Origin of the sequence: Arthrobacter oryzae, assembly GCF_003634095.1 — a bacterium.
In the GTDB taxonomy this organism is placed as follows: domain Bacteria; phylum Actinomycetota; class Actinomycetes; order Actinomycetales; family Micrococcaceae; genus Arthrobacter; species Arthrobacter oryzae.
Genome location: NZ_RBIR01000004.1, coordinates 130,451 through 153,160, shown reverse-complemented (window position 1 = coordinate 153,160; position 22,710 = coordinate 130,451). Strand labels below are relative to the sequence as shown.

Sequence of the window (22,710 nt, the reverse complement as noted above, 5' to 3'; positions counted from 1 at the left end):
CGGCCGGCTAGTACCCCAGCGTGACGGGGACCTGCCGCGCCCCTGCCGCTTCCGGCGCCACGGCTACCGTGGAAATGTCCTGCCGCCCGTCCCTGCCCAGGAGCAGCGCGCCGTAGGCGGAGTCCCCCGCGGCGGAGACCACATAGCCCACGAGCGGCGAGCCGCCGACTTCCGCCGGAATGGGAACGGACACCGTGGTCCCGCCGGTGAGTTTGGCGGTGGCGGCCGTCCGGATCTTGCCGTCGGCGGTGATGGGAGCATAGGACACCGTCGCGGCGCCGTCAGGGGCGCCGAAGACGAGCTGCCGGTTGCCCCCGCCGGGAACCGGGACGATGTGCTGGCTGCCCAGCCGGGCCGACGCGGCTGAATAGGCGACGTCCGAGGCGCCCTCCGGCCGCAATCCCCGCGTGAGCCGGACGGCGGCCGTGAAGGAGATATCCGAGCTCGCCGCGACGGTGTAGGTGCCGGCGGCGACCCCGGCCAGGGATACTTCTGTGACTGCCCCGGCCTTCGCCGTGACCACACCTCCGCCGGGCAGGGCCTTCTGGCCGTCACGTCCGTACAACTTGACCTCAACCACGGCGTCGGCCGCCCCGGGGACGGCGATCTCCAGGGCTGGTCCGGCGTCGGCGTAGCCAGGCTTTGCGGTGAGCGCGGCCACGCCCGCCGGATCCTGAACGTCCAGGCCGGTGACTACTTGGCGGTCGGACGGTGCGGTGGACGGGGTAATGAAGTCCACGCCGCCGGGCGTGAGACCGCGGAGCACGCTCTGCTGGATGACGGCAGCGACCGGTCCGCCGGCGCTGCGGACCCGCACGCCGAGCCGCTCCTGCCCCGGGGCGAGTCCGGCCAGGATGATGGAGCGGGTGCTGCCGGGCGCCACGAGCAGGCCACGGCTTCCGGGGGCCTGGATCAGCCCCTGGGAGCCGAAAAGATCCAGGCTTACGGTCGCCGGCGTGCTGGAGGCATTGGTCAGGCTCAAAACGGCCGAGCGGCCGAGCGCGGTGTTGGCGCCGACCAGCCAGAGGTCGTTGCCGGGCTGCTGGCAGCCGGCTGCCGCGGAACCCTGGAGGTCCCCGTCGTCGGCCACGTAGCTCAGCACGGCGCCGGCAGCGGCCTGGCGGTTGTCCTGCGCATCGGAGCGGAGCACGCTGATGTCGTCCACCTCCTGCCGGGCCACAATCCCCGCGAGCAGCACAGGCGTGCGGGCCACGGGTGCAGCCGTTGCCGGCGCGGCGGTTGCGGACGCGGCGGGTGCGCCCTTGGCGATTTCCACGAGGGCTGCACCCTTGAGCGGTGCCAGCCTGCTCCCGGGAATGACGCCGGCACTCGATCCGAGCACCGCGGCGCTGACAGCGGTTTTGGCGGTGGCCGACTTCGGGCTGAACTGCGGATCTGTGCCCACGGGCGTGCCTTCAAGCAACCGGGCGGGGCCGGGGCAGACCCCGACGCTGCTGCCGGCCGGCACAGAGGCAAGAGGGGCCTCCAGATGCTGGCTGGCCGGACTAAGGGGTGCCAGGGACGCCGCTGAGACCAGGCCCCCGCCCGCTGCCACGAGGGCAACCGCGGACAGGATGCCGCCAATCACGCCGCTGCGCGGAAGGCCACGCCTCCGCAGCCTCGTTTCGGCCCTGGACGGCGCGTTGCCGGAAGGCGTTCCGCCGGAGGGTCCGGCGGTGGATGTTCCAGCGGCCGAAGCGGCTGAGTTGTCGTTCTCGTTGTCGTGTTCGCCTTTAGACATGCTGAAGTTCCTTACGCAGGGAGGCTTCGTCCCTGGACAGGCCGGTGTTGGACCGGCGGGCAGGCATGGGCACGGCCAGGAGGACGGTCAAGCCGATAACGACGGCCTGCGCGATTCCGGTCAGGACGGCCCACGGCGATTCGAAGCGGATGCTCAACTGGCCGCCCTGGGCCGGCAGCGTGAAGGCCTGCGCCCATCCGGACGTGGTTGAGGTCAGGCGGCGGCCATCGAGCCAGGCGCTCCAACCGGGATCGGCCCGCTCGGCAAGCACCACCAGACGGCCCTCGGGGCCGGCCGGAACGGTACCGGAGGCCGAGACCTCCTCTGAGGGGAGCAGGCCAACGACCGCTCCGGCTCCGTCCACCACGCGTACCCGGTGTGCGACGTCGGAGGCCTTGATGCCCGGCCGGTCCGGCGGGCTGACCCGCCAGAGCCAGCCGGTGCCGGTCTGGCCGACGGCGACAAGGCCGGGGACGGCGTCCATGCGGCCGGCCGTCAGCTCGGAGGCGGAATCGGCGACGCGGAGCACCACGAAGCCGACGCCGAGCCGGTCGAGGTCCCGGCGCGGGTCCACGCCTTCGCCGGCCACAAGGGTCGCCACGACGTTGCGGAGCGAACGGGCGACGGCGTCGTCGTCGCGGACCGTCTCCGTGCCCGGCTCCCCCATGATGTTGCGGGCCGCGGCGATCGTGGAGAGTCCGTCCAGTGTGGTGCCGGCGCCGCGCATCAGTGTTGCGTCGAAGCTGCCGTCCTCGTTGCTGGCGATCAGCAGGGTTCTGGACTGTTCCGGCCCCTCGCCGCGGTCCACCGCCGTTGCGGGGAGGGTGCGGGCCTGGGCCGGCTGGATGAGCCTCGGGGTGCCGAGCCCGGCGGGGCTTCCGGTATCTGCCAAAGCCGGGGCCGGCGACGCTTCCGGTGACGGCGCTGCGGGCTGCAGCAGGTTCTGCGCGGTCCACACGGTGAGCCCGGCCAGCGGCGCGGCCAGCAGCAGGGCCACGGCGGCGGCTGCGGCGGCGCGGATCAGCACCGTTCGTGCCCGCCCGGTACCGGCTGCGCGGCCGGCGGCGTCCAGCAATCCTTCCGCTGCAATGAGTGCGGCGCCGAGGAGGCCGAACGCCGCCGCCGAAACGGCCGGGCCCGGGAAGGGGGTGACCAGGACGTCGGCGCTGGCGCCGGAGGCGACATGCCCGGCCAGCCAGCCGCCGGCCAGCATCAGGACGGCTGCGGCCCACAGGCTCCGGGCTGTCCAGGTGCGTCCGGGCCGGACAAGCGTGCGCGGCATGAACAGCGCTGCCAGCGCCAGCAGCAGCACCGGAAGCCCCAGGAGCAGGGCCAGCAGCAGCGCCCACGGCAGGCCGGCCGGTCCGGCGGAGCCCGCGGCGGAGCCGCCGAAGGCGCCAAGGCCGGTGAGGCCCGCACCGGTACCGAAGCTCAGCGGCTGGCCCAGCGCCTGTTGCCACAGCGGGGCGGCGTCAAAACCAAGCGGCACGCCAGGGTCGGCCAGGAGCGCCCGGGGCCGGTCCAGGGCAGAGAAGGCGAACGGCACGAACAGTGCCAGGCTGGGCAGGAGCGCCCACCACACCGTCCGGCCGCGGCGGCCCAGAAGCACGCCGCACAGGGCAACGATGACGATGGCGGGCACCAGCAGCGACGGCGCCGCAGCGGTGACCGCGGCCAGAGCGAGGCCGGCGGCCGCGGCGGCGGTCCACGAAGGTGTTCCGTTGATGCCCGGGCGCGCGGCCGGTGCGGGCGTGAGGCGTCGCTGGCCCGGCGCCGGGACGGCGTGGACGCCCTGGCCGGTGGCCGTTCCAGTCGCCCGAAGCAGTGCCAGAACGAACACCGGGATCATGACGTGGGCCAGCAAGGCGCCCAGCCGGCCCTGGTTGAGGGCAACCTGGAGTGCCGGCGCCCCGGCCCACACCAGGGCGGCCGCGAGGCGCAGCCTGCGGCGCCTGGTCAGGGCGCCGGCAGCGAACCAGGCGCCCAGCGCGGACAGCGGCATGGCCAGGATCAGCAGCCAGCTGACCGCGCCGTTGGCGTCGCCGGCACCCAGCACGCCAAGCACCCACAGGAGGTAGCCGAAGGGGTCGCCGTGGCCCGGCAGGCCCGCGCCGAGACTGATCCACCAGCCGGAAGCGTGGTTCCAGATATCGGAGAGGTGCAAGGAGGCGGGGATGAGCGCGCCGCCGGAAACGGCAGGGGCCCGGAACAGGCTGAGCAGTCCCGTCAGGGAGACAGCCGTGGTGAGAAGCACTGCGAGCAGGGCACCGTTGCCTACCCACGCGCGATCCGGGGTGGCCATGGCGGCGAAGTCGTCGGCGTCGCCGGTGGGCTGTTCTGCCAGCGGATCGGTGCCGGTGAGGAAGTCACCGCCGTCGTCTGCGCCCAGCGCCTCGATCAGGGACCGCCGGTGCGCCCAGACCTCACGGCGCGGCGTCTGGAGCCCCTTCATGACGGAGCGCCGGATCCGGCGGGTGCGGGCGGCGTTGCGCCGTCCCCTGACGATCGCGGCCGGCCGGCCCAGCGCGGCAAGGGTTGCCAGCAGTTGGGAGAACCCGTGGCCGGGGTCCTTGACGGCGATGCTCAGGACGAGCTTGAAGACGCTGCCCAGCAGGGCACCGGCAGCGTGCAGGGGGACTTTCCAGCCGGCCGCGTGCTTGAGCCGCAGATGGACCTGAGCCTTGCGCGCGGCGGATGCGTTGCCTAGGGCGTGGGGGCGGTGCGTGACATGGAACATCTTTGCGCTGGGGACCACCACCACGCGGTGCCCGGCCAGACGGTTGCGCCAGCAGAAGTCGACGTCGTCGCCGCTTCCGGGAAGTGCCGGGTCGAAGCCGCGGAGCTCCTCCCAAACGTCGCGGCGGACCAGCATTCCGGCGGAGTTGACGGCAAAGGTGTCGCTGCGGCCGTCGTATTGGCCCTGGTCGAGTTCGTCGGCGTCGATCAGTGTCAGCCGCTCGGCCCAGCGGCTCGTGGAGAGGCCGACGTCGATCAGTCGCCGCTCGGCGTGCCAGTCCAGCTGTTTGCAGCCGGCGACCGTGACCGAGGGCGCGCGCTCGACGGCGCGGAGCAGTTCCGCGAGGGCCTCCGGTGCCGGCGCGGCGTCGTCGTGCAGCAGCCAGATCCAGTCGGCACCCGGCGTGCTGCCCGCGTCAGTTGTGTTGCCGTCCCCCGTCCTTGCACCGGCCGTACCGGCGGAACCGCCCGCGGCCCACGGCGCGAGCGCCTTGAGCCCTGCCATGACGGCGCCGCCCATGCCGGACCTGGGCTGGTCAACGACCGTGACGTTGGCCGTGCCCAAGGTTTGTTCAAGGAGCGCCGCGGAGTGGTCGCGGGAACCGGTATCGACACCGATGACGGCGTCGGCGGGCCGCGTTTGGGCCGCCAGCGCCGCAAGGGTTCTGGGGAGAAAATCACCGCCGTCGTGGGAGACCACGACGGCGGTGACTCGTACTTCTTGAAGAATTAGATTGCTCGCTTCCTAAGCCGGCGCCGCTCGCGCTCGGAGAGGCCTCCCCAGATCCCGAACCGCTCGTCGTTGGACAAGGCGTATTCGAGGCACTGGGAACGCACGTTGCAGGCGCCGCAGACTTTCTTGGCGTCGCGGGTGGAGCCACCCTTTTCCGGGAAGAAAGCTTCAGGATCCGTCTGGGCACACAGGGCGTCGGTCTGCCAGCCGAGCTCGCCCTCGTCGTCAAAGTCCTGACGGGACGGCAGCCCGATCCAAACCGGCTGCGCGACGGTGTCGGTCCCCGCGGAATGGAGTTCCATCGGCGGGTCGAGGGGATCGTTGTCATGATCCGGGCCGGCAAGAAGTTCATCGTGCGCTGCGAGGAAGGCCGTGGCCGCTTCCTGCAGGGAATCCTTGGTGTGTTCGTTATACCGGTCAGCTGCGTCCGGATCGGCCGGATCTACATACCAGTCACTCGGCACCCCGCGTGAACGGTATTTCGCCGTCGCCTGGCCGGCAACTACGGCATCTTCATGGATACGCTCTGCTAGCCCCATTGGCGTCCCCCTCCTGATTTACAGCCACTGCAAGACCCCCTGGGACACTCGGTTGAGTGCCGGTTTATGCGCAGTGACTTTAGATAACTAATTACACGTGTGTAAGTATCCGGGAGTCAAGCCACGGCGGAGATAATAATCAACTCGAAACACAAAGTGCAGGCACGCCACGCCCGGGATTTTTTTCGCGCCGCCCGCAAGAACCCGCGGAATAATCAGGGTGCTGAGCACTTTTGCGGGTTTTCATTGAATTTTCGGGAAATTTTTTGCGCCTCCGCCCGGGCGCCGCTTGACGCCACGAGGGCGGGCATGACGGACATCACAACCCGGGGAGCCGGACGGCCCGTGACAAGATAAAGGCATGAGCATCCCGGCAATCGAACTGATGACAGCATTGCGGTCCGGCCAGTCCACGGCGCCCCGGCTGACCTGGTACGGGCCCGATTCCGAGCGCGTCGAACTCTCCGGCCGTGTGCTGGACAACTGGGTTGCCAAGACGTCCAATCTGCTGCAGGACGAACTCGACGCGGAGCCCGGCATGCGGCTGCGCCTGGATCTGCCCGCCCACTGGAAGTCCGTGATCCTGGCCCTCGCGGCCTGGCAGCTGGGAATGGAAGTGGTGTTCGACGACGCCGGCGCGGACTTGCTGGCCACCGCGGACCCGGGCCCCGGCGCAGCGGCGGGCGGGTTCGACGCCGTGATCGCGGTGTCGTTGCCGGCTCTGGCCATGCGCTGGGCGGGCGAGCTGCCGACCGGCGTGCTGGACTACGCCGCCGAGGTCCGTTCGCACGGTGACTTCTTCGTGCCGCACATCGATCCGGAAGCCGAACGCCTCGCCGTCCGCACCGCGGACGGGGCAGCTCATGCCCACGGCGCGCTCCTGGACGAATTCGCCGCGGCGCAAGAGCCGGGGCTGCGGCTGCTCCTTCCGGCCGCGGACGGCCTCGAGGCGGTCCTGGCTCAGTCGCTGGGGACGTGGAAGGCAGACGGCTCGGTCGTCCTGGTGCACCCCGACGTCGAGGTCACAGGCAAGCTGCGCGCTTCCGAGCGCATCAGCGGGAACTAAGCCGCGGGCCCGGCGGGCCGGGAACTAAGCCGCGGGGCCGGGCAGTTCCGGATCCTCGACTGCCTCCCGCGCGGCCGTCTCGGAAACGAGGGGACGAGGCTGGGCGTGCGGGTGGCGTTCGATGATCTCGTGGTCGTGCGAGAACGTCGGCTCCGCATCGAGTTCCTGGTTGAACACCAGGAAGCGGTAGGCAAAGAACCTGACGACGGTGGCGACCAGGATGCCGACCACCCCGGCCAGGAAGAGCATGTTCTTGTCCGTGACCCCCATGCCGTATTTCGCAAGGGCGGTGAGGCCGGTGGAGATGCCGATTCCGATCCCGTTGATGATGACGAACATCACGAACTCGCGCAGCACATTGGCCTGCCGGCGGTGCCGGAACGTCCAGAAACGGTTCGCAATCCACGAGAACACCGTCGCCACAGTCGCCCCGAAAAAGCGGGCCTTGGCCTCGCTGTCGGTCATGGGACCGTGCATCAGGTAGAAGGTGAGCCCGTTGTCAATGACGAACGCGACGCCGCCAACGGCGCCGAACTTGGCCACTTCGCGCCAGAAGAGCGAGGCGAGCCCGCGCATGCGCTCGGTAAGTGTAGTAATCATGACCCTCCGTGGCCGTTTGGAACTGTGGCCATTTGGGGCCAAACGCCCATTTTAGCGCCGTTTCCCGGGAGTTCACCCGCGGGCGGCGGTGAGATGGCCCGCTGCGAACCCGGCTGCGCACGCCGCCAGGGCGGTCCCGGAACCGCCGTCAGGGCGCTTTGCGCGCGCCCGCCAGGCCGAAAAGCCGGGTTCCCGTGAGGTTTTCGGTAGGCTGGGACTTGTGACTTTTCCTGTAATCGGCGTTGTTGGCGGCGGCCAACTTGCCCGCATGATGGCCCCCGCCGCCACCGCCCTGGGCTTTGAGCTCCGTGTTCTCGCCGAAGGCGAGGACGTCTCTGCCGTCGCTGCCGTGGCCAACGCCCCGGTCGGTGACTACAAGGACCTTGACCACCTGCTCGAGTTCTCCCGCGGCCTGGACGTGCTCACCTTCGACCACGAGCATGTCCCCACGGCGCACCTGCGGTCCTTGATCGACGCCGGGGTGAACGTCCATCCCGGCCCGGACGCCCTCGTTAACGCCCAGGACAAACTTGTGATGCGCGCCGCGATCGACCGGCTGGAGCTTCCCAATCCCCGCTGGGCTGCCGTCGCCAGTGTCGCGGACCTCGTCGCCTTCGGTGAAGAGACAGGCTGGCCGGTGGTGCTGAAGATGCCCCGCGGCGGCTACGACGGCAAAGGCGTGCGGATCGTGGCCTCGGCCGGGGACGCGGCCGACTCAGCCGAATGGTTCGAGGCCATGTCCCCCCTGCTGGCCGAGGCCAAAGTGGAATTCAGCCGCGAACTTTCGGCCATGGTTGCCCGGACCCCGGACGGTGAATCACGGGCCTGGCCGGTGGTGCACACCATCCAGGTGGACGGGGTGTGCGACGAAGTGATTGCCCCCGCCTTGGACATCCCCTTCGACGTCGCCGTGGCCGCGGAGAACGCCGCCGTCCGGATCGCCAACGAGCTCGGCGTTACCGGCGTAATGGCCGTCGAGCTCTTCGAAACCCCGGGCGTCGGCGCGGGATTCCTGATCAATGAACTTGCCATGCGCCCGCACAACACCGGTCACTGGACCCAGGACGGCTCGGTGACGAGCCAGTTCGAACAGCACCTGCGGGCCATCCTGAACCTGCCGCTGGGCGCCACGGACCTGCTGGGGCCCGTCGTGGTGATGAAGAATTTCCTCGGCGGAGCCAACCAGGACCTCTATTCCGCCTACCCCGCCGCCCTTGCCAGCGAGCCGGCGGCGAAGGTGCACTGCTACGGCAAAGCCGTCCGGCCCGGCCGGAAGATCGGCCACGTCAACCTCGTCGGAACCTCCGCGGCGGACGTCGATTCCGTGCGTCAGCGGGCCACCACTGTGGCCGACATCATCCGGAACGGCCGGGCCCAGGCCGGCGCGACGCCGACAACCTCCGAGGAGACCGCATGAGCACCACGCCCGAAAACACAGGAAGTCCCGTGGCCGGCACCGGTTCGGACACCCCGATCGTCGGCCTCGTTATGGGCTCGGACTCTGACTGGCCGGTCATGGAAGCGGCCGCTGAAGCCCTCGCGGAGTTCGGAATCCCGTTTGAGGCGGACGTCGTCTCCGCCCACCGGATGCCCACGGAGATGATCCGCTACGGCCAGACCGCCCACGAGCGCGGCCTTCGCCTCATCATCGCCGGCGCCGGCGGCGCGGCACATCTTCCCGGTATGCTCGCCTCGGTCACGCCGCTGCCGGTGATCGGCGTCCCCGTTCCCCTGAAGACCCTGGACGGCATGGATTCGCTGCTGTCCATCGTCCAGATGCCCGCCGGTGTGCCGGTCGCCACCGTCTCGATCGGCGGAGCGCGCAACGCCGGCCTCCTGGCCGTGCGGATGCTGGCCTCCGGCACCGATGAACTCGCGGTCCAGCTGCGGGCGGACCTCCTGGACTTCGCCCAGGAACTCAATGATGTCGCCACCCGGAAGGGTGCCAGCTTGCGGCACAAGGTCAGCGAAGTGTTCGCCGACGGCAACGTCACCACGCGGGGCAGCCGTTAGGCGTCCCGGCATGAGCAACCGTTACGCCCCCACGCGCCGCCCCGTCAGTCCCGGGCAGGCAGGCCAGACACCGGGCGACCCCATGAGGTACCCCTCCGGCGCGCCGGCCCGGGTGCTGACCAAACGGGCGTTCACGCTGATCCTTATGACGCTGCTGGTTCCCGGCAGCGCGCAGATCGTTGCCGGCCGGCGGAGGCTGGGACGGGCTGCCCTGCGGGTGACCTTCACTGTCTGGACACTGGCCCTGCTCGGGGTGCTGCTCCTGTTCGTGTCCCGCTCCACGCTGATCAACCTCCTCGCCGGTCCGGTCCCCTCGTTCCTGCTGGTGATCGGCCTCGCGCTGCTGGCGATCGGCTGGGCCGGGCTGTTCCTGAACACGCTGCGGCTGATCCGGCCGCGGCTGCTCGCCCCCGGGCTGCGTCCGGTGGTGGTGCTGACCCTGGTGCTGGCCATGATCCTCAGCAGCGGTTCGCTGGGTTACGCGGCCTACCTCCTCAACGTCAGCCGCGACGCCATCGGCAGTATCTTCTCCGGTTCAGGACCCACCCTCGAGCCCTCCGACGGGCGGTACAACTTCCTGATGATGGGCGGCGACGCCGGTGCCGACCGCACGGGCCGCCGGCCGGACAGCCTCTCGGTGATCAGCGTGGATGCCAAGACCGGCGGCACGGCGATCATCTCCGTCCCCCGCAACCTCCAGAACGCCCAGTTCAGCGCGGAATCCCCCATGCGCAAGGTGTACCCGGACGGTTACAACTGCGGCGACGAGTGCCTCATCAACGCGATCAATACCGAGGTCACCAACAAGCATAAGGACCTCTATCCCGGCGTTGCCGACCCCGGAGCGCAGGCAACCCTCGAGGCCGTGTCCGGAACACTGGGCATCAAGGTCCAGGCCTACGTCCTGGTGGACATGGACGGTTTTTCCAAGCTCATCGATGCCATGGGCGGCATCCGGATCAAGGCCGGCGGCTGGGTCCCCATCAGCGGCCCCGTGGTGGACGAGGCCCACGGCATCCACGGCATGCCGACCGGATGGATTCACGCGGGCGAGCAGAAGCTCGACGGCTTCCATGCCCTCTGGTACGGCCGGTCCCGGGAATTCGTGGACGACTACGCCCGCATCCAGCGCCAGCAGTGCGTCCAGCAGGCGATGCTGAAGCAACTCGACCCGGCAACCCTGCTGGCCAAGTTCGAGGACATCGCCAAGGCCGGCACCAAAGTGGTCGAATCGAACATCTCCTCCGGGCAACTGGGCAGCTTCGTTGACCTGGCCATGAAGGCCAAGGGCCAGGACGTCAGCCGCCTGACCATCGGTCCGCCGGACTTCGACGCGGCCTTCTCCACCACCCCGGACTTCGACGTCATCCACGCCCGGGTCGCGAAACTGCTGGCCGGCAAGTCGGCCGGCGCCGCCGAGGACACCGTGAGGCAGCCCGGAACGGCCGCCGGGCGGCTCTCCGCGGCCGGCCCGCTGTCCACCGGGGCCGCGCCGGCCACCCAGCCGTCGCCCTCGCCGTCGTCGTCGGACTTCACCCCGGTGACCACCACCCCGGACGGCAGGCCGATCACCGAAGAGATGCTGAACCAGTTCAAGCGCGACGGCGACGAACAGTCCATCCGCGACCTTGTCGCCACCAACGGCCAGTGCGCCCCGCTCTGAGGACGGAGCGGGCCGCGGCCAGCCGCCTCGGGCTCGCCGGAGCAGGCCAGACTGACCACCATTCATTGACCAGACAGGGACCAGGCCATGTACGAACTTGAGAACGTCCTCCGGCCCTATGCATGGGGCTCCCCGACGGCCATCGCCGAACTGCTCGGCCGGCCGGCCTCCGGCGGCCCCGAGGCGGAACTCTGGATCGGCGCCCACCCGGACTCCCCGTCCGTGGCCCTGACCCCGGCGGGCGGCGGCGCGGGACGCCATACGCCCGACAGCCACGACGGCGGCCGGCTGGCGCTGGACGCCCTGATCGCCGAGGATCCGGACCATTACCTCGGGAGCGCCAGCGTGGCCGAATTCGGTCCTCGCCTGCCGTTCCTGCTCAAGGTCCTCGCGGCCGAGACGCCCCTGTCCCTGCAGGTGCACCCCACCATGGCCCAGGCCCGGGAGGGCTTCGCGCGCGAGGAAGCCGCCGGCGTGGACCCCGCCGCCCCGGAACGCAACTACAAGGACGCCTTCCACAAACCGGAGATGATCCTCGCGCTGACCCCGTTCGAGGCGCTCTGCGGTTTCCGGCGGCCGGCGGATTCCCGGGCGGTCTTCCTGCACCTGGCGGCGTGTTTCGACCTCGCCGGGCTGGAATTGCCGCCGCTTGTTCCCTTGCTGCTCGGGGACCTGGCACAGCCGGACGAGTCCGCGGCGCTCCGCACCGCCTTTGAGCGGCTCATCGCCGGCGGCGAGGACGTCTCGCTCGCCACCGCGGCGATCGTGGCTGCCCTCGTCTCCGGTGCCCCCATGGGATCGCACGTGTCCGAGCTGACCACGGTGGTGAACCTCAACCACGACTACCCGGGAGATCCGGGTGTCCTGATTTCGCTGCTGCTCAACCGGATCTCGCTCGCGCCCGGTGAGGCCGTCTACCTGCCGGCGGGCAACGTCCACGCCTACCTGCACGGCCTCGGGATCGAAGTCATGGCGTCCTCGGACAACGTGCTCCGCGGCGGACTCACGCCGAAATTCGTCGACGTGCCGGAACTGCTCAAGACCGTGGCATTCGAGGCCGTCGCCGTACCGATGCTGCCGGTCGGGACCACCATGCTGGGCCAGGAACTCTTCCGGCCACCGTTCCGTGAGTTCCAGCTCCAGCGCATTGAACTTGCCCCCGGGGCGGAGCCTGTCCCGCTGGCGCAGTCCGGCGCCGCCGTCGTGATTGTCACGGGCGGCTCCGTCCGCCTGGACTCCCCGAAGGGTGAGCTGCGCCTGGACCGTGGCGCCAGCGCGTTTCTTCCCGCCGCCGAGGCTCCGGTCAATGTCCACGCCGTCTCCGGTGCCGCCGGCACCGCCCTGGCATTTGCCGTCACCACCGCATTGGAAGCCTGACACCATGGAGTATTTCCTGCAAAGCCCGCAGTGGGCGCAGTTCCAGCGTGCGCTGGGACGCACGGTCCACGAACAGACCGGCCCCGGATGGCGCTTCCTCGCGATCGAGGAGACCAATCCGGCGGGCAAACTGCTGTACTCCCCCTACGGTCCGGTCGCCGATTCACTGGCGGCCTTCGATGCCGCGCTGGCGGCGCTGACGGACCTCGCCCGGACCAGCGGGGCCGTGTTTGTCCGGATTGAGCCGGTCACCGCGGGGTTCACTGCCGCCGAGGCCGACGCGGTCCTCCGCAGCCGCGGCCTGCAGCCGGCCCCGGTCAGCCAGCAGCCGGAGCTCAGCTGGATTGTTGACATCGACCGGGACTTCAAAGAGGTCCTGGCGGACATGAAGCCGGCCAACCGGAACCTCTTCCGCAACATCCACAAGAAGGGCGTGACGTTCCGCTCCAGCCAGGATCCCGCGGAAATCTCGATCCTGCTGGACTTCCTGCACATGACGGCCGCCCGCAACGGCTTCAAGCCGCAAACCGACGGGTACCTGAGCCAGGTGGCCCGCTCGCTCATGCCGGCCGGCGCGGCGACCCTGTTCATTGCCGAGCTCGAGGGCCACCCCATCGCGGCCGCCCTGGCCTACGATTCGGCCGACACGCGCACCTACGCCCATGCCGCCCTGGACGACACGCACCGCAAGCTCAGCGCAGGCATTCCCCTGCTGGTGACCCTGATCGCGGATGCCAAGGCGAAGGGTCTCAAGCACGTGGACCTGTGGGGTGTGGCCCCCGCCGGCCAGCCGGACCATCAGTGGGCCGGATTCACGGCGTTCAAGAAGTCGTTCGGCGGACGCGAGATCGCCTACCCGGGAACCTGGGACCTGCCGGTCCGGAAGGTGCGTTACGGCAGCTACCAGCTGGCGCGCAAGGGCGCCCAGCTCGCCCGGAAGCTGCGTGCCGGGTCCAAGGCCCCTGCCGGCCGCTAACCTGAAGGCGGCCAGCCGGCAGGCCGCCAGCCGGCAGGCCGCTAACCGGCAGGCCGCTAACCGGCAGGCCGCTAACCGGCCGCGGTAATGGCGTGCCGCTGGGCATCGAAGGCGCTGGCCACCATCTGCTCCACCGAGTGCCGCATCTTCCAGTTCAGGTCGCGGGCCGCCAGCGTGCCGTCGGCCACGATCCGGGCCGGATCCCCTGTCCGGCGCGGTCCGATCTCGGGTTCGAAGTCGATTCCCGTGACCTTGGCCATCGCGGTCATGATCTGTCGGACGGACAGCCCGTCACCGGATCCGAGGTTGTACACGCGCTCCAGCGGCCGGCCCGCGGCGAGGGCCTGGGCGGCCGCCACATGCGAGGTGGCCAGGTCGGCCACGTGCACGTAGTCGCGGACACAGGTTCCGTCCGGGGTGTTGTAGTCGATGCCGTTGATGCGCGGGGTCTCGCCTGCCGTGAGGGCCCGCAGCACAATCGGGAAAAGGTTGTGGGGGCTTGTGTCGTAGAGCTCCGGCGCGCCCGAGCCGACCACGTTGAAGTACCGCAACGACGTGTGCTTCAGGCCCCGCGCCCCTCCCTGGTCCCGGATCAGCCATTCGCCGATGAGTTTGCTCTCGCCGTAGGGTGACTCCGGGTTGGTGGGCGTGTCCTCGGTGACGACGTCGTCCGTGGGGGTGCCGTAGGTGGCCGCGGAGGAGGAAAAGACCAGGTTGTCCACGCCGGTGAGCTCCATGGCCTTCAGCAGCTCCGCGGTCCCCGTGACGTTCTGTTCGTAGGTCAGCAGCGGCTCTTGGACGGAAATCCCGGCGTATTTGAACCCGGCCAGGTGGATCACGCCGGTCACCGCGTGGTTCCGCAGCGTGTGAGCGACGAGGTCGGCGTCGAGGATGCTGCCCTGGACGAACGGCACATCCGCCGGCACAAACTCACGGTGCCCGCTCGAGAGGGAGTCAATCACCACCGGCCGGATCCGGGCGCCCCGCAAAGCCGAGACCACGTGAGAACCGATATAACCTGCACCGCCAGTTACGAGCCACGTCATGGTTCCACTTTATCCAGTCCGCATCCAGTCCGCCGGGCCTGGTGCCGAAATCCGCGACTATGACGGCGAATCCCGGGGCCGCTGATGCGGCCCCGGGATTCGTGCTGTCCAGTATTGCTGCCAGGTCCTGCTGCCCTGTCCTGCTGCCGGTTGCGGCGAGCGAGGTTGCAGCGCAGCCCTGCCGGGCGGGTGCTAGCTCTTGCGGGCGTAGCCTTCCCACTTGCTCGCCTGGTGCTCGCCCTCGACAAAGCGGATGGTGCCGGACTTGGAGCGCATCACGATTGACTGGGTAAGGACCTTGTCCTTGGAGTAGCGCACGCCCCGGAGGAGGTCGCCGTCGGTGATGCCGGTGGCGGCGAAGTAGCAGTTGTCGCTGGAGACGAGGTCGTTGGTCGAGAGCACCCGCTCAAGGTCGTGGCCGGCGTCGATTGCTTTCTGCTTCTCATCGTCACTCGTGGGCCACAGCCGGCCCTGGATGACGCCGCCGAGGGACTTGATGGCACAGGCCGACACGATGCCTTCCGGCGTTCCGCCGATGCCCATCAGGGCGTCGACGCCGGTGCCGGAGCGGGCCGCGGCAATCGCGCCTGCGACGTCGCCGTCCATGATGAACTTGGTGCGCGCACCGGCCTCGCGGATTTCCTCCACGAGCCCGCGGTGGCGGTCCCGGTCCAGGATCATGACGTTGAGCTGGTTGACCTTGACGCCCTTGGCCTTCGCGATGAGGTGCAGGTTCTGCTTGACCGGCAGGCGCAGGTCCACCATGTCGGCCGCTTCCGGGCCGGTGACCAGCTTCTCCATGTAGAACACGGCGGAGGGGTCGAACATGGAACCGCGCTCAGCGACGGCCAGGACGGCCAGGGCGTTGTTGATGCCGAGGGCGGCCAGACGGGTTCCGTCGATCGGGTCGACGGCGACGTCGCACTCGGGGCCGGTGCCGTCGCCGACGTTCTCCCCGTTGAAGAGCATCGGCGCTTCATCCTTCTCGCCCTCGCCGATGACCACCACGCCGTTGAAGTGGACGGTCTGCAGGAACGAACGCATGGCGTCCACGGCGGCGCCGTCGGCCTTGTTCTTGTCCCCGAAGCCCACCCAGTGGCCGCCGGCGATGGCCGCGGCCTCAGTGACGCGGACCAGTTCCAGAGCGAGGTTGCGGTCTGGCTCGTCGATCCCGACGGCGAGCGAGGGGGAAAGCGTGGAGTACTTCTGGGACATGGGCGCTGGTGTCACGTGAACCTCATCTTCGAGTGGCGGTCGTTGAACCCGTACGGCAGGATCGATCCGTCGCGGTGAATCGTCTGATACTGATCATAGTCGTGGCGGCCTCGCTAGGGCATGGGATGACCCGCACGTGACGTGCACCCCTTCCGGGCGACCGCTGCGCCGCGAATGTGAGATCGGCCCTCACATGGGCGACTATAGAGGGGTGAGTGAATTGCAGGAGACCTCCCCCGCCGCCCCCGGCTCGCCGGCTGGCAGCGCCCCCGCGACAGGCCCGGACACGTCCGGACAGCCCGCGGTCCGGCCCGTCATCGCCGCCGCGGCGGCCAAACGCGCCAACGCCTCGGTGATGGGCATGCTCATCGCCCTGGTGGTGAGCATCGCCGCGTTCCTGCCGATCGTCCTCATGAACCCGGCGCCCAAGACAGACGGATACCGGCCAAACATCGACGTCAGCGCCACCGCGCAGAACGCGGCCGGTGTGGCGGGATTCACACCCGTGGCGGCCGACACCGGCGACACATTCCATGCCAACTACGCCCGCTGGGAGTCCGGCGCCGGCAGCGGCGTCCCCGCCTGGGAGGTCGGTTACCTGACGCCCAAGGAATCCTTCATCGCCCTGGTGCAGACCCGCCAGGCCAACCCCACCTGGCTCCTGCAGCAGACCAAGAGCGCGCCCGTGACGGGCACCCGGAACGCCGGCGGCCGGGACTGGGAACTGCACGACGCCGGCAAGGGCGAGAAATCCATGGTGCTGACCGACCGCGGCACCACCGTGATCCTGTCCGGATCCGCGACGCTGGATGAGTTCTCCTCCCTGGCTGCGGCCGTGGTGAAGTCGCTTGAGACCAATCCGCCTGCGGGCGCTCCGGCCACCACTCCAAGCGCAACAGTTTCTCCTTCGGCGGCACCGAAGCAGTAAAGTCGGGGGCGTGGCCACCTATCTAACCCCTGCACTTGCCTGGCGTCGTCTCCGCGAAGGCAACGACCGATTTGTCTCCGGCGCGTCCTCGCACCCCAACCAGGATGCATCGCGGCGCTCGTCGCTCGTGGAGAACCAGCATCCGTTCGCCGTGATCTTCGGCTGCTCCGACTCCCGGCTCGCGGCCGAGATCATCTTCGACCTCGGCCTCGGCGACGCGTTCGTCGTGCGGACCGCGGGCCAGGTGATTGACGACGCCGTGCTCGGCTCGCTGGAATACAGCGTCAGCGTCCTCGGCGTCCCGCTGATCGTGGTTCTGGGTCACGACCGCTGCGGCGCCGTCACCGCGACCAAGACCGCCGTTGAAACCGGCCAGATGCCGGTCGGATTCATGAGAAGCCTGGTCGAGCGCATCACCCCGTCCGTGCTGACGTCACTCCGTAACAATCAGGAGGACGTCAACGACATGGTGGTCGAGAACGTCAAGCAGACTTCGCAGCGCCTCGTGGACAGCTCCCGTGTGATTTCGGACGCAGTCGAGAGCGGCCGCGCCGCGGTGATCGGCCTGGCCTACAGCCTGGCCGACGGCAAGGCCGACCTTGTTTCCGGAATCGGCGAGCTTTAGGACCGGGGTCCCCGGCGTGACTGTCATGCCGGGGGCCGTTCACGGTTTTCGATGGGACGCCCACTCCCAATAAGCTAGCCCCATGACTTCCACAGATGAGTTGAACACCAAAGAGTTCCGCATTGAACACGACACGATGGGCGAAGTCCGCGTTCCCGTGAACGCCCTGTACCGCGCACAGACGCAGCGGGCAGTCGAGAACTTCCCGATCTCCGGCAAGACGCTGGAGCGCGCCCACATCGAAGCCCTGGCCCGGGTCAAGAAGGCCGCCGCCCAGGCCAACGCCGAACTGGGGGTGCTCGATGGCGAGCTTGCCCAGGCGATCGCCGACGCGGCCGACCAGGTGGCGGCAGGCAAGTTCGACGGCGACTTCCCGATTGACGTCTTCCAGACCGGGTCCGGCACGTCGTCGAACATGAACACCAACGAGGTCATCGCCGAGCTCGCCTCGCGTGCCCTCAAGTCCGCCGGGAGCGACAAGGTTGTCCACCCGAACGACCACGTCAACGCCTCGCAGTCCTCCAACGACGTCTTCCCCACCTCGGTGCACGTGGCTGCCACGTCCGCGCTGATCAATGACCTGATCCCGGCCCTGGGCTACCTGGCAGAGTCCCTGGAGCGCAAGGCCGTCGAATTCAAGGACGTCGTGAAGTCCGGCCGCACGCACCTCATGGACGCCACCCCGGTCACGCTGGGCCAGGAGTTCGGCGGCTACGCCGCGCAGGTCCGCTACGGCATCGAGCGCATCAACGCCTCCCTCCCCCGCGTCGCGGAGGTGCCGCTGGGCGGCACCGCCGTGGGCACCGGCATCAACACCCCGGCCGGATTCCCGGAGCGCGTCATCGAACTCCTCGCCGCCGACACCGGGCTGCCCCTGACCGAGGCGCGCGACCACTTCGAGGCCCAGGCCAACCGCGACGGCCTCATCGAGGCGTCCAGCCAGCTGCGGAACATTGCGATCTCCTTCATGAAGATCAACAACGACCTCCGCTGGATGGGCTCCGGCCCCAACACCGGTCTCGGCGAAATCGCCATCCCGGACCTGCAGCCGGGCTCCTCGATCATGCCCGGCAAGGTCAACCCCGTGATCTGCGAAGCGTCCATCATGGTCTGCGCCCAGGTGATCGGCAACGACACCGCCATCGCATGGTCCGGCACCAACGGCGCCTTCGAACTGAACGTCGGCATCCCGGTCATGGCCGCCAACCTCCTGGAATCCGTGCGGCTGCTGGCCAACACCAGCCGCGTCATGGCCGACAAGATGATTGACGGCATTACCGCCAACGTGGAGCGCGCCCGCTTCCTCGCCGAGGCCTCGCCGTCGATCGTCACCCCGCTGAACAAGTTCATCGGCTACGAGAATGCCGCCAAGATCGCCAAGAAGGCAGTCGCCGAGGGCCTGACCATCCGCGAGACGGTGGTCTCCATGGGCTTCCTCGAGCGCGGCGAACTGACCGAGGAGCAGCTGGACACCGCCCTGGACGTCATGTCCATGACGCGTCCGCCGCACAAGGCCTAGTCCGCCAAGCCCCCGCGGCCGGTGTCCTTCCTTCGAAGGGCGCCGGCCGCGTTCGTGTCAGGCCTAGGCGCCGCCTCCTTCGCCGCGCGCGTCCCCTCCGGCGGCCGCGCGTTCCTCGGGGGTGTAGGCGGCCGCCGCCGAGGCCTCTGCCATGCTGGCGCCGCCCATCCGCGCCTCCCGCAGCCGGCGGGTCTTGGCGGACTGGACGGAAAAGGCGGCGTCGACGTTTCCGGCGGCGTAGGTCAGCGCGTCTTCGGCACGGATCCCCAGTCCGCCGGCCGTCAACACAGCGTCCTGGTTGGCGCCCAGGTACGTGAACTGCCAGCCCCACTGGCTCTGCTGCCGCTGGACCAGAGCCTTGACCAGATCCCCGGTGGCCTCGCGCGAGGAGTTCTCGTGCCCGTCCGTCAGCACCGCCACGAGAACGGTGCCGGGCCGCTGGTCCTCCGGGAGTGCCGCGAGTTCCGTGCCCGCCTCGCCGATCAGCCGGACCATGGCGTCGTGGAGGGCCGTGCTTCCCCGGGGCTGCAGGTCCAGGGCCGGCACGTCCTGGATGTCGACCGCGGCGTAAACGCGCTCGTAGGTGTCGTCGAACTGCGCCAGCGAGAGCCTGCACCGGCCGGCGACGGCCTGCTGCTCACGGACGAAGGCCGCGAATCCGCCCACGGTGTCATCGGCGATGGAGCTCATGGAACCGGAACGGTCCAGGAGGACATACACGTGTGTCAGGGCTGAATCGGTCATGCTTTCCCCATTTCCGGCCCGGACCGCTCCGGACCATCTGTTGCCAGCAGAAGGGCTGGACAAAAGGAGGCTACGGCCGGGGAGCGACAATATTTCCGCCAGCAGCCGCCACCGGCCGCCGGCAGTCGAGGGCATCTTCTTTTGCACTAATCATAATTAAGTGCAAAAATACACTTTATGGAACAGAGTGCAATTAATCCGGGGGGCCTCCGCGAGCGCAAACGGGCCGCGACGCGCGCGGCCATCACCGCCGTCGCGCGTTCCCTGACCGCCGAGCGGGGCCTCAACGGCTACACCGTGGAGGAGGTCTGCGAGCAGGCCGGCATTTCCCGCCGCACGTTCTTCAACTACTTCCCCGCCAAGGAAGACGCGATCCTCGGCCACGTCGACGACGACTTTCCCCAAGAGGCGGTTGAACGCTTCATGGCCGGTGGCGCAGACTCGCCCGCCGGGGAAATCTCGGCCTCGCTGCTGTCCGATCTAGTGCGGCTGTCGCTGGACCTGGCCGAAAGGATGAGCGGCTCCGAGGAGGAGACCCGCCAGCTGATCGGGGTGATCAAGAAGGAACCCCAGCTGATGCTCCGGATCATCGGCGCCACGGAGGAACGCGAGGCGGAGTTCGCCCGGATGCTGGCGGCCAGGGAAGGCGTCCCGGCCGGCCATCCCGTGGTCCGCATGGCTGTGGTCCTGCTCGGAAACATCGCCCGCAGGACCAGCGCCGATTACTTCTCCGAAGGCAATGCTCGCCCGTACAAGGAATTGCTGCTGGAGAACGTTGCCGCCGCCCGCACGCTCTTCTCCCTGCCGTTCGATCCGGCCCAGGCCGGCGGGCCCCCGGCCGCCGAGTCCAAGCCCACCGAGTCCAATTCCACCGAGTCCAATTCCTCCCCGTCCGACCCTTCCGAAGGAGCGCAATGAGCGCCGCCGTCAGCACCAAGCCAGCAGCCGAGCCGCTGCTGCTGACCCAGAAACGCATCTGGATCATCTTCTCCGCCCTTATCGCGGGCATGCTGCTCTCCAGCCTGGACCAGACCATCGTGTCCACCGCCATGCCCACCATCGTCGGCAAACTCGGCGGCGTCGAGCACCAGGCCTGGATCACCACGGCCTACCTGCTGGCCACCACCATCGTGATGCCGATCTACGGAAAATTCGGCGACATCCTGGGACGCCGCAACCTGTTCCTCGTGGCCATCGGGCTCTTCACCCTCGCCTCCGTCGGCTGCGCCCTCGCCACGGACTTCTGGGGCTTCGTGATCTTCCGCGCCGTCCAGGGCCTGGGCGGCGGCGGCCTGATGATCCTGTCCCAGGCCATCATCGCCGACATCGTTCCGGCCAAGGAACGCGGCAAATACATGGGACCGCTGGGGGCAATCTTCGGCCTCTCCGCCGTCGCCGGACCTTTGCTGGGCGGTTTCTTCGTGGACCACCTGACCTGGGAATGGGCGTTCTACATCAACATCCCGATCGGCATCGCCGCCTTCACCATTGCCTGGTTCACCCTGACGCTGCCGAACAAGAAGGCCGAGAAGCGCATCGACATCCTGGGCGTGCTCTTGCTCTCCGCCGCCACCACCTGCCTGATCTTCTTCACCGACTTCGGCGGCAAGAAGGACGAGGGCTGGGATTCCCCATTGACCTGGACCTTCGGCGCCGGGCTGGTGATCGCTGCCGCCGCCTTCGTCATGGTGGAGCGCCGGGCCGAGGACCCCATCATTCCCCTGAGCCTGTTCAAGAACCGCATCTTCGTGAACTCCACGGCCATTGGCTTTACCCTGGGCCTGGGCATGTTCGCCGCAATCGCCTTCGTTCCCACCTTCCTGCAGATGTCCTCCGGGACCTCCGCCGCGGAATCCGGGCTGCTGATGCTGCCCATGATGGTGGGGCTCATGGGCATGGCCATCCTCTCCGGCATCCGGATCTCCAAGACCGGCAAGTACAAGATGTTCCCGATCCTCGGGGCGACCCTGACCATCGCGGCCATGCTGTGGCTGACCACGCTCACCGCCGCCACCCCCATCTGGGTCATCTGCGTACAGCTGTTCATCTTCGGCGCCGGCCTCGGCTCGATCATGCAGGTGATCGTCCTGGTGGTGCAGAACTCCGTGCCGGCGGACCAGATCGGCACGGCGACCAGCACCAACAACTACTTCCGCGAGGTCGGCGCATCCCTCGGCGTCGCCGTATTCGGCTCCATCTTCACCACCCGGCTTGCCGAATCCCTCACCAAGGCCTTCACCGGCGCCGGGGCGTCGGCCCAGCAGGCCTCGCAGTCCACCCGGACGATGGACCCGCAGACGCTCAGCCAGCTGCCCGCTCAGCTGAAGGACGCGATCGTCAACGCCTACGCGGATTCGCTGGCGCCCGTCTTCTGGTACCTGTTGCCGTTCCTGGGCATCGCGCTGATCCTGGCCATTACCCTCAAGCAGATCCCGCTCTCGGACACCGCCGGAATGGTGGCCCGCGGAGAGGCGGTCGGCGGCGAGGAAGCCGAGCGGCTGGAGGCGGAACGGACCGCTGCCCGCCTCGGTGCCACGGACAGCGCGGACCACAAGGACCCCGCCGGGGCGGACGGGTCTGCCGGAAGCGGGAACGACGGCGAACTCACCCGCTCACGCTGCTGACCTTCGGGACTCGGGACTCAGCCGCTGGCCACTGACGCCAGGGGCGCCGCAATCGTTGGGGGTGCGGCGCCCCTGGCTGCGTTCCGGTACAGGTCAGCTCCAGTAGTGGACTTCACCGGCCGGGTCACTGGCCCGGCGGATCATCTCCAGGTGTCCAGGCATGAGTTCCGGGAAGTCCCCCGGCCGGAACCAGCCGACGTCGAGGGATTCGTCGTCGTTGACGCGGGCCTCTCCCGAAACGAAACGGCAGCGGAACACCAAGGTCAGGAAATGGCACACGTCGCCGTTGGGATAGCGGGTGGGACCGACGGCGTCTACCGAGACGAGCCGCTCGGCAACGGCAACCACGCCGGTCTCTTCGAGGACTTCGCGCAGCAGGCCCGGCGCGGGCTCCTCGCCAGGTTCGAGGATTCCCGTGATGAGACCCCATTGCCCGTTGTCGGCCCGCTGGCCAAGCAGCACCCGGCCGTCGTCGTCGAACACCACTCCCCTGACTCCCGGGAGCCAGAGGGCTTCGTGTCCGATCTTCTCGCGCAGTCTCAGGATGAATTCCGGGGTGGCCATG

The 22,710-nt window shown here is 68.8% G+C and carries 19 protein-coding genes; 11 read left to right on the top strand and 8 right to left on the bottom strand.

The features are described from left to right. Positions 1 to 7: 7 nt before the first annotated feature. From C8D78_RS10930 to C8D78_RS10920, 3 genes are read right to left on the bottom strand one after another with little or no spacing between them, the layout of a single operon-like run. Positions 8 to 1,741: a DUF5719 family protein gene (locus C8D78_RS10930; protein ID WP_244208357.1), complete on the bottom strand. Its 1,734-nt coding sequence runs from the start codon at positions 1,739 to 1,741 to the stop codon at positions 8 to 10. Beyond that, on the bottom strand, positions 1,734 to 5,177 hold the full coding sequence (locus C8D78_RS10925; protein WP_120953599.1) for a glycosyltransferase family 2 protein: 3,444 nt from the start codon (positions 5,175 to 5,177) through the stop codon (positions 1,734 to 1,736). The genes C8D78_RS10930 and C8D78_RS10925 overlap by 8 nt, the downstream gene beginning before the upstream one ends. A gap of 29 nt (positions 5,178 to 5,206) precedes the next feature. Further along, complete coding sequence (locus C8D78_RS10920; RefSeq protein WP_120953597.1) at positions 5,207 to 5,749, bottom strand: WhiB family transcriptional regulator; 543 nt, start codon at positions 5,747 to 5,749, stop codon at positions 5,207 to 5,209. Between the two features lie 361 nt (positions 5,750 to 6,110). On the opposite strand from C8D78_RS10920, the gene C8D78_RS10915 reads away from it, so the two are divergent. Continuing rightward, positions 6,111 to 6,815 (top strand): TIGR03089 family protein, encoded by a 705-nt coding sequence (locus tag C8D78_RS10915; protein ID WP_120953595.1) that lies wholly within the window; start codon positions 6,111 to 6,113, stop codon positions 6,813 to 6,815. A gap of 24 nt (positions 6,816 to 6,839) precedes the next feature. On the opposite strand, the gene C8D78_RS10910 is transcribed toward C8D78_RS10915, so the two are convergent. Next, positions 6,840 to 7,415: a GtrA family protein gene (locus tag C8D78_RS10910; RefSeq protein WP_120953593.1), complete on the bottom strand. Its 576-nt coding sequence runs from the start codon at positions 7,413 to 7,415 to the stop codon at positions 6,840 to 6,842. Positions 7,416 to 7,683: 268 nt separating this feature from the next. Here C8D78_RS10910 and C8D78_RS10905 point away from each other — a divergent pair, with 268 nt between their 5' ends. The 5 genes from C8D78_RS10905 (at position 7,684) to C8D78_RS10885 (ending at position 13,444) form a co-directional block, all read left to right on the top strand. Continuing rightward, positions 7,684 to 8,832 carry a 5-(carboxyamino)imidazole ribonucleotide synthase gene (locus C8D78_RS10905; protein ID WP_244208375.1) on the top strand — a complete coding sequence of 383 codons (1,149 nt, stop codon included), beginning with the start codon at positions 7,684 to 7,686 and terminating at the stop codon, positions 8,830 to 8,832. After that, on the top strand, positions 8,829 to 9,428 hold the full coding sequence (gene purE, locus C8D78_RS10900; protein ID WP_120953589.1) for a 5-(carboxyamino)imidazole ribonucleotide mutase: 600 nt from the start codon (positions 8,829 to 8,831) through the stop codon (positions 9,426 to 9,428). The genes C8D78_RS10905 and purE overlap by 4 nt, the downstream gene beginning before the upstream one ends. A gap of 10 nt (positions 9,429 to 9,438) precedes the next feature. Then, positions 9,439 to 11,091: an LCP family protein gene (locus tag C8D78_RS10895; RefSeq protein ID WP_120953587.1), complete on the top strand. Its 1,653-nt coding sequence runs from the start codon at positions 9,439 to 9,441 to the stop codon at positions 11,089 to 11,091. A gap of 87 nt (positions 11,092 to 11,178) precedes the next feature. Next, positions 11,179 to 12,468: a mannose-6-phosphate isomerase, class I gene (gene manA / locus C8D78_RS10890; RefSeq protein ID WP_120953585.1), complete on the top strand. Its 1,290-nt coding sequence runs from the start codon at positions 11,179 to 11,181 to the stop codon at positions 12,466 to 12,468. Between the two features lie 4 nt (positions 12,469 to 12,472). After that, complete coding sequence (locus tag C8D78_RS10885; protein WP_120953583.1) at positions 12,473 to 13,444, top strand: lipid II:glycine glycyltransferase FemX; 972 nt, start codon at positions 12,473 to 12,475, stop codon at positions 13,442 to 13,444. A gap of 71 nt (positions 13,445 to 13,515) precedes the next feature. Here C8D78_RS10885 and galE read toward each other — a convergent pair whose 3' ends face one another. Both galE and glpX read right to left on the bottom strand, forming a co-directional pair. Continuing rightward, positions 13,516 to 14,490, bottom strand: a complete 975-nt coding sequence (gene galE, locus C8D78_RS10880) for a UDP-glucose 4-epimerase GalE (RefSeq protein WP_120953581.1) — start codon at positions 14,488 to 14,490, stop codon at positions 13,516 to 13,518. 192 nt (positions 14,491 to 14,682) lie between these two features. Next, positions 14,683 to 15,705, bottom strand: a complete 1,023-nt coding sequence (glpX, locus tag C8D78_RS10875) for a class II fructose-bisphosphatase (protein ID WP_208641942.1) — start codon at positions 15,703 to 15,705, stop codon at positions 14,683 to 14,685. Between the two features lie 193 nt (positions 15,706 to 15,898). Here glpX and C8D78_RS10870 point away from each other — a divergent pair, with 193 nt between their 5' ends. The 3 genes from C8D78_RS10870 (at position 15,899) to C8D78_RS10860 (ending at position 18,777) form a co-directional block, all read left to right on the top strand. Continuing rightward, a complete protein-coding gene (locus tag C8D78_RS10870; protein ID WP_120953577.1) occupies positions 15,899 to 16,633 on the top strand; it encodes a DUF4245 domain-containing protein in 735 nt (244 codons plus the stop codon). Between the two features lie 10 nt (positions 16,634 to 16,643). After that, positions 16,644 to 17,258: a carbonic anhydrase gene (locus C8D78_RS10865; protein ID WP_120953575.1), complete on the top strand. Its 615-nt coding sequence runs from the start codon at positions 16,644 to 16,646 to the stop codon at positions 17,256 to 17,258. A gap of 82 nt (positions 17,259 to 17,340) precedes the next feature. After that, entirely contained in the window at positions 17,341 to 18,777 is a 1,437-nt protein-coding gene (locus C8D78_RS10860) for a class II fumarate hydratase (protein ID WP_120953573.1), read from the top strand. A 63-nt stretch (positions 18,778 to 18,840) separates the two neighbouring features. Here the strand turns inward: C8D78_RS10860 and C8D78_RS10855 are convergent, their stop codons facing one another. Then, a complete protein-coding gene (locus tag C8D78_RS10855) occupies positions 18,841 to 19,521 on the bottom strand; it encodes a vWA domain-containing protein (RefSeq protein ID WP_120953571.1) in 681 nt (226 codons plus the stop codon). Between the two features lie 177 nt (positions 19,522 to 19,698). Between C8D78_RS10855 and C8D78_RS10850 the strand changes: the two genes are divergently transcribed. Both C8D78_RS10850 and C8D78_RS10845 read left to right on the top strand, forming a co-directional pair. Further along, positions 19,699 to 20,439: a TetR/AcrR family transcriptional regulator gene (locus tag C8D78_RS10850; protein ID WP_120953569.1), complete on the top strand. Its 741-nt coding sequence runs from the start codon at positions 19,699 to 19,701 to the stop codon at positions 20,437 to 20,439. Next, a complete protein-coding gene (locus tag C8D78_RS10845) occupies positions 20,436 to 22,145 on the top strand; it encodes an MDR family MFS transporter (RefSeq protein ID WP_244208356.1) in 1,710 nt (569 codons plus the stop codon). Before C8D78_RS10850 ends, C8D78_RS10845 begins: the two co-directional genes overlap by 4 nt. A 93-nt stretch (positions 22,146 to 22,238) precedes the next feature. Here the strand turns inward: C8D78_RS10845 and C8D78_RS10840 are convergent, their stop codons facing one another. After that, positions 22,239 to 22,709, bottom strand: a complete 471-nt coding sequence (locus C8D78_RS10840) for an NUDIX hydrolase (RefSeq protein WP_120953567.1) — start codon at positions 22,707 to 22,709, stop codon at positions 22,239 to 22,241. Between the last annotated feature and the right edge of the window lies 1 nt (position 22,710).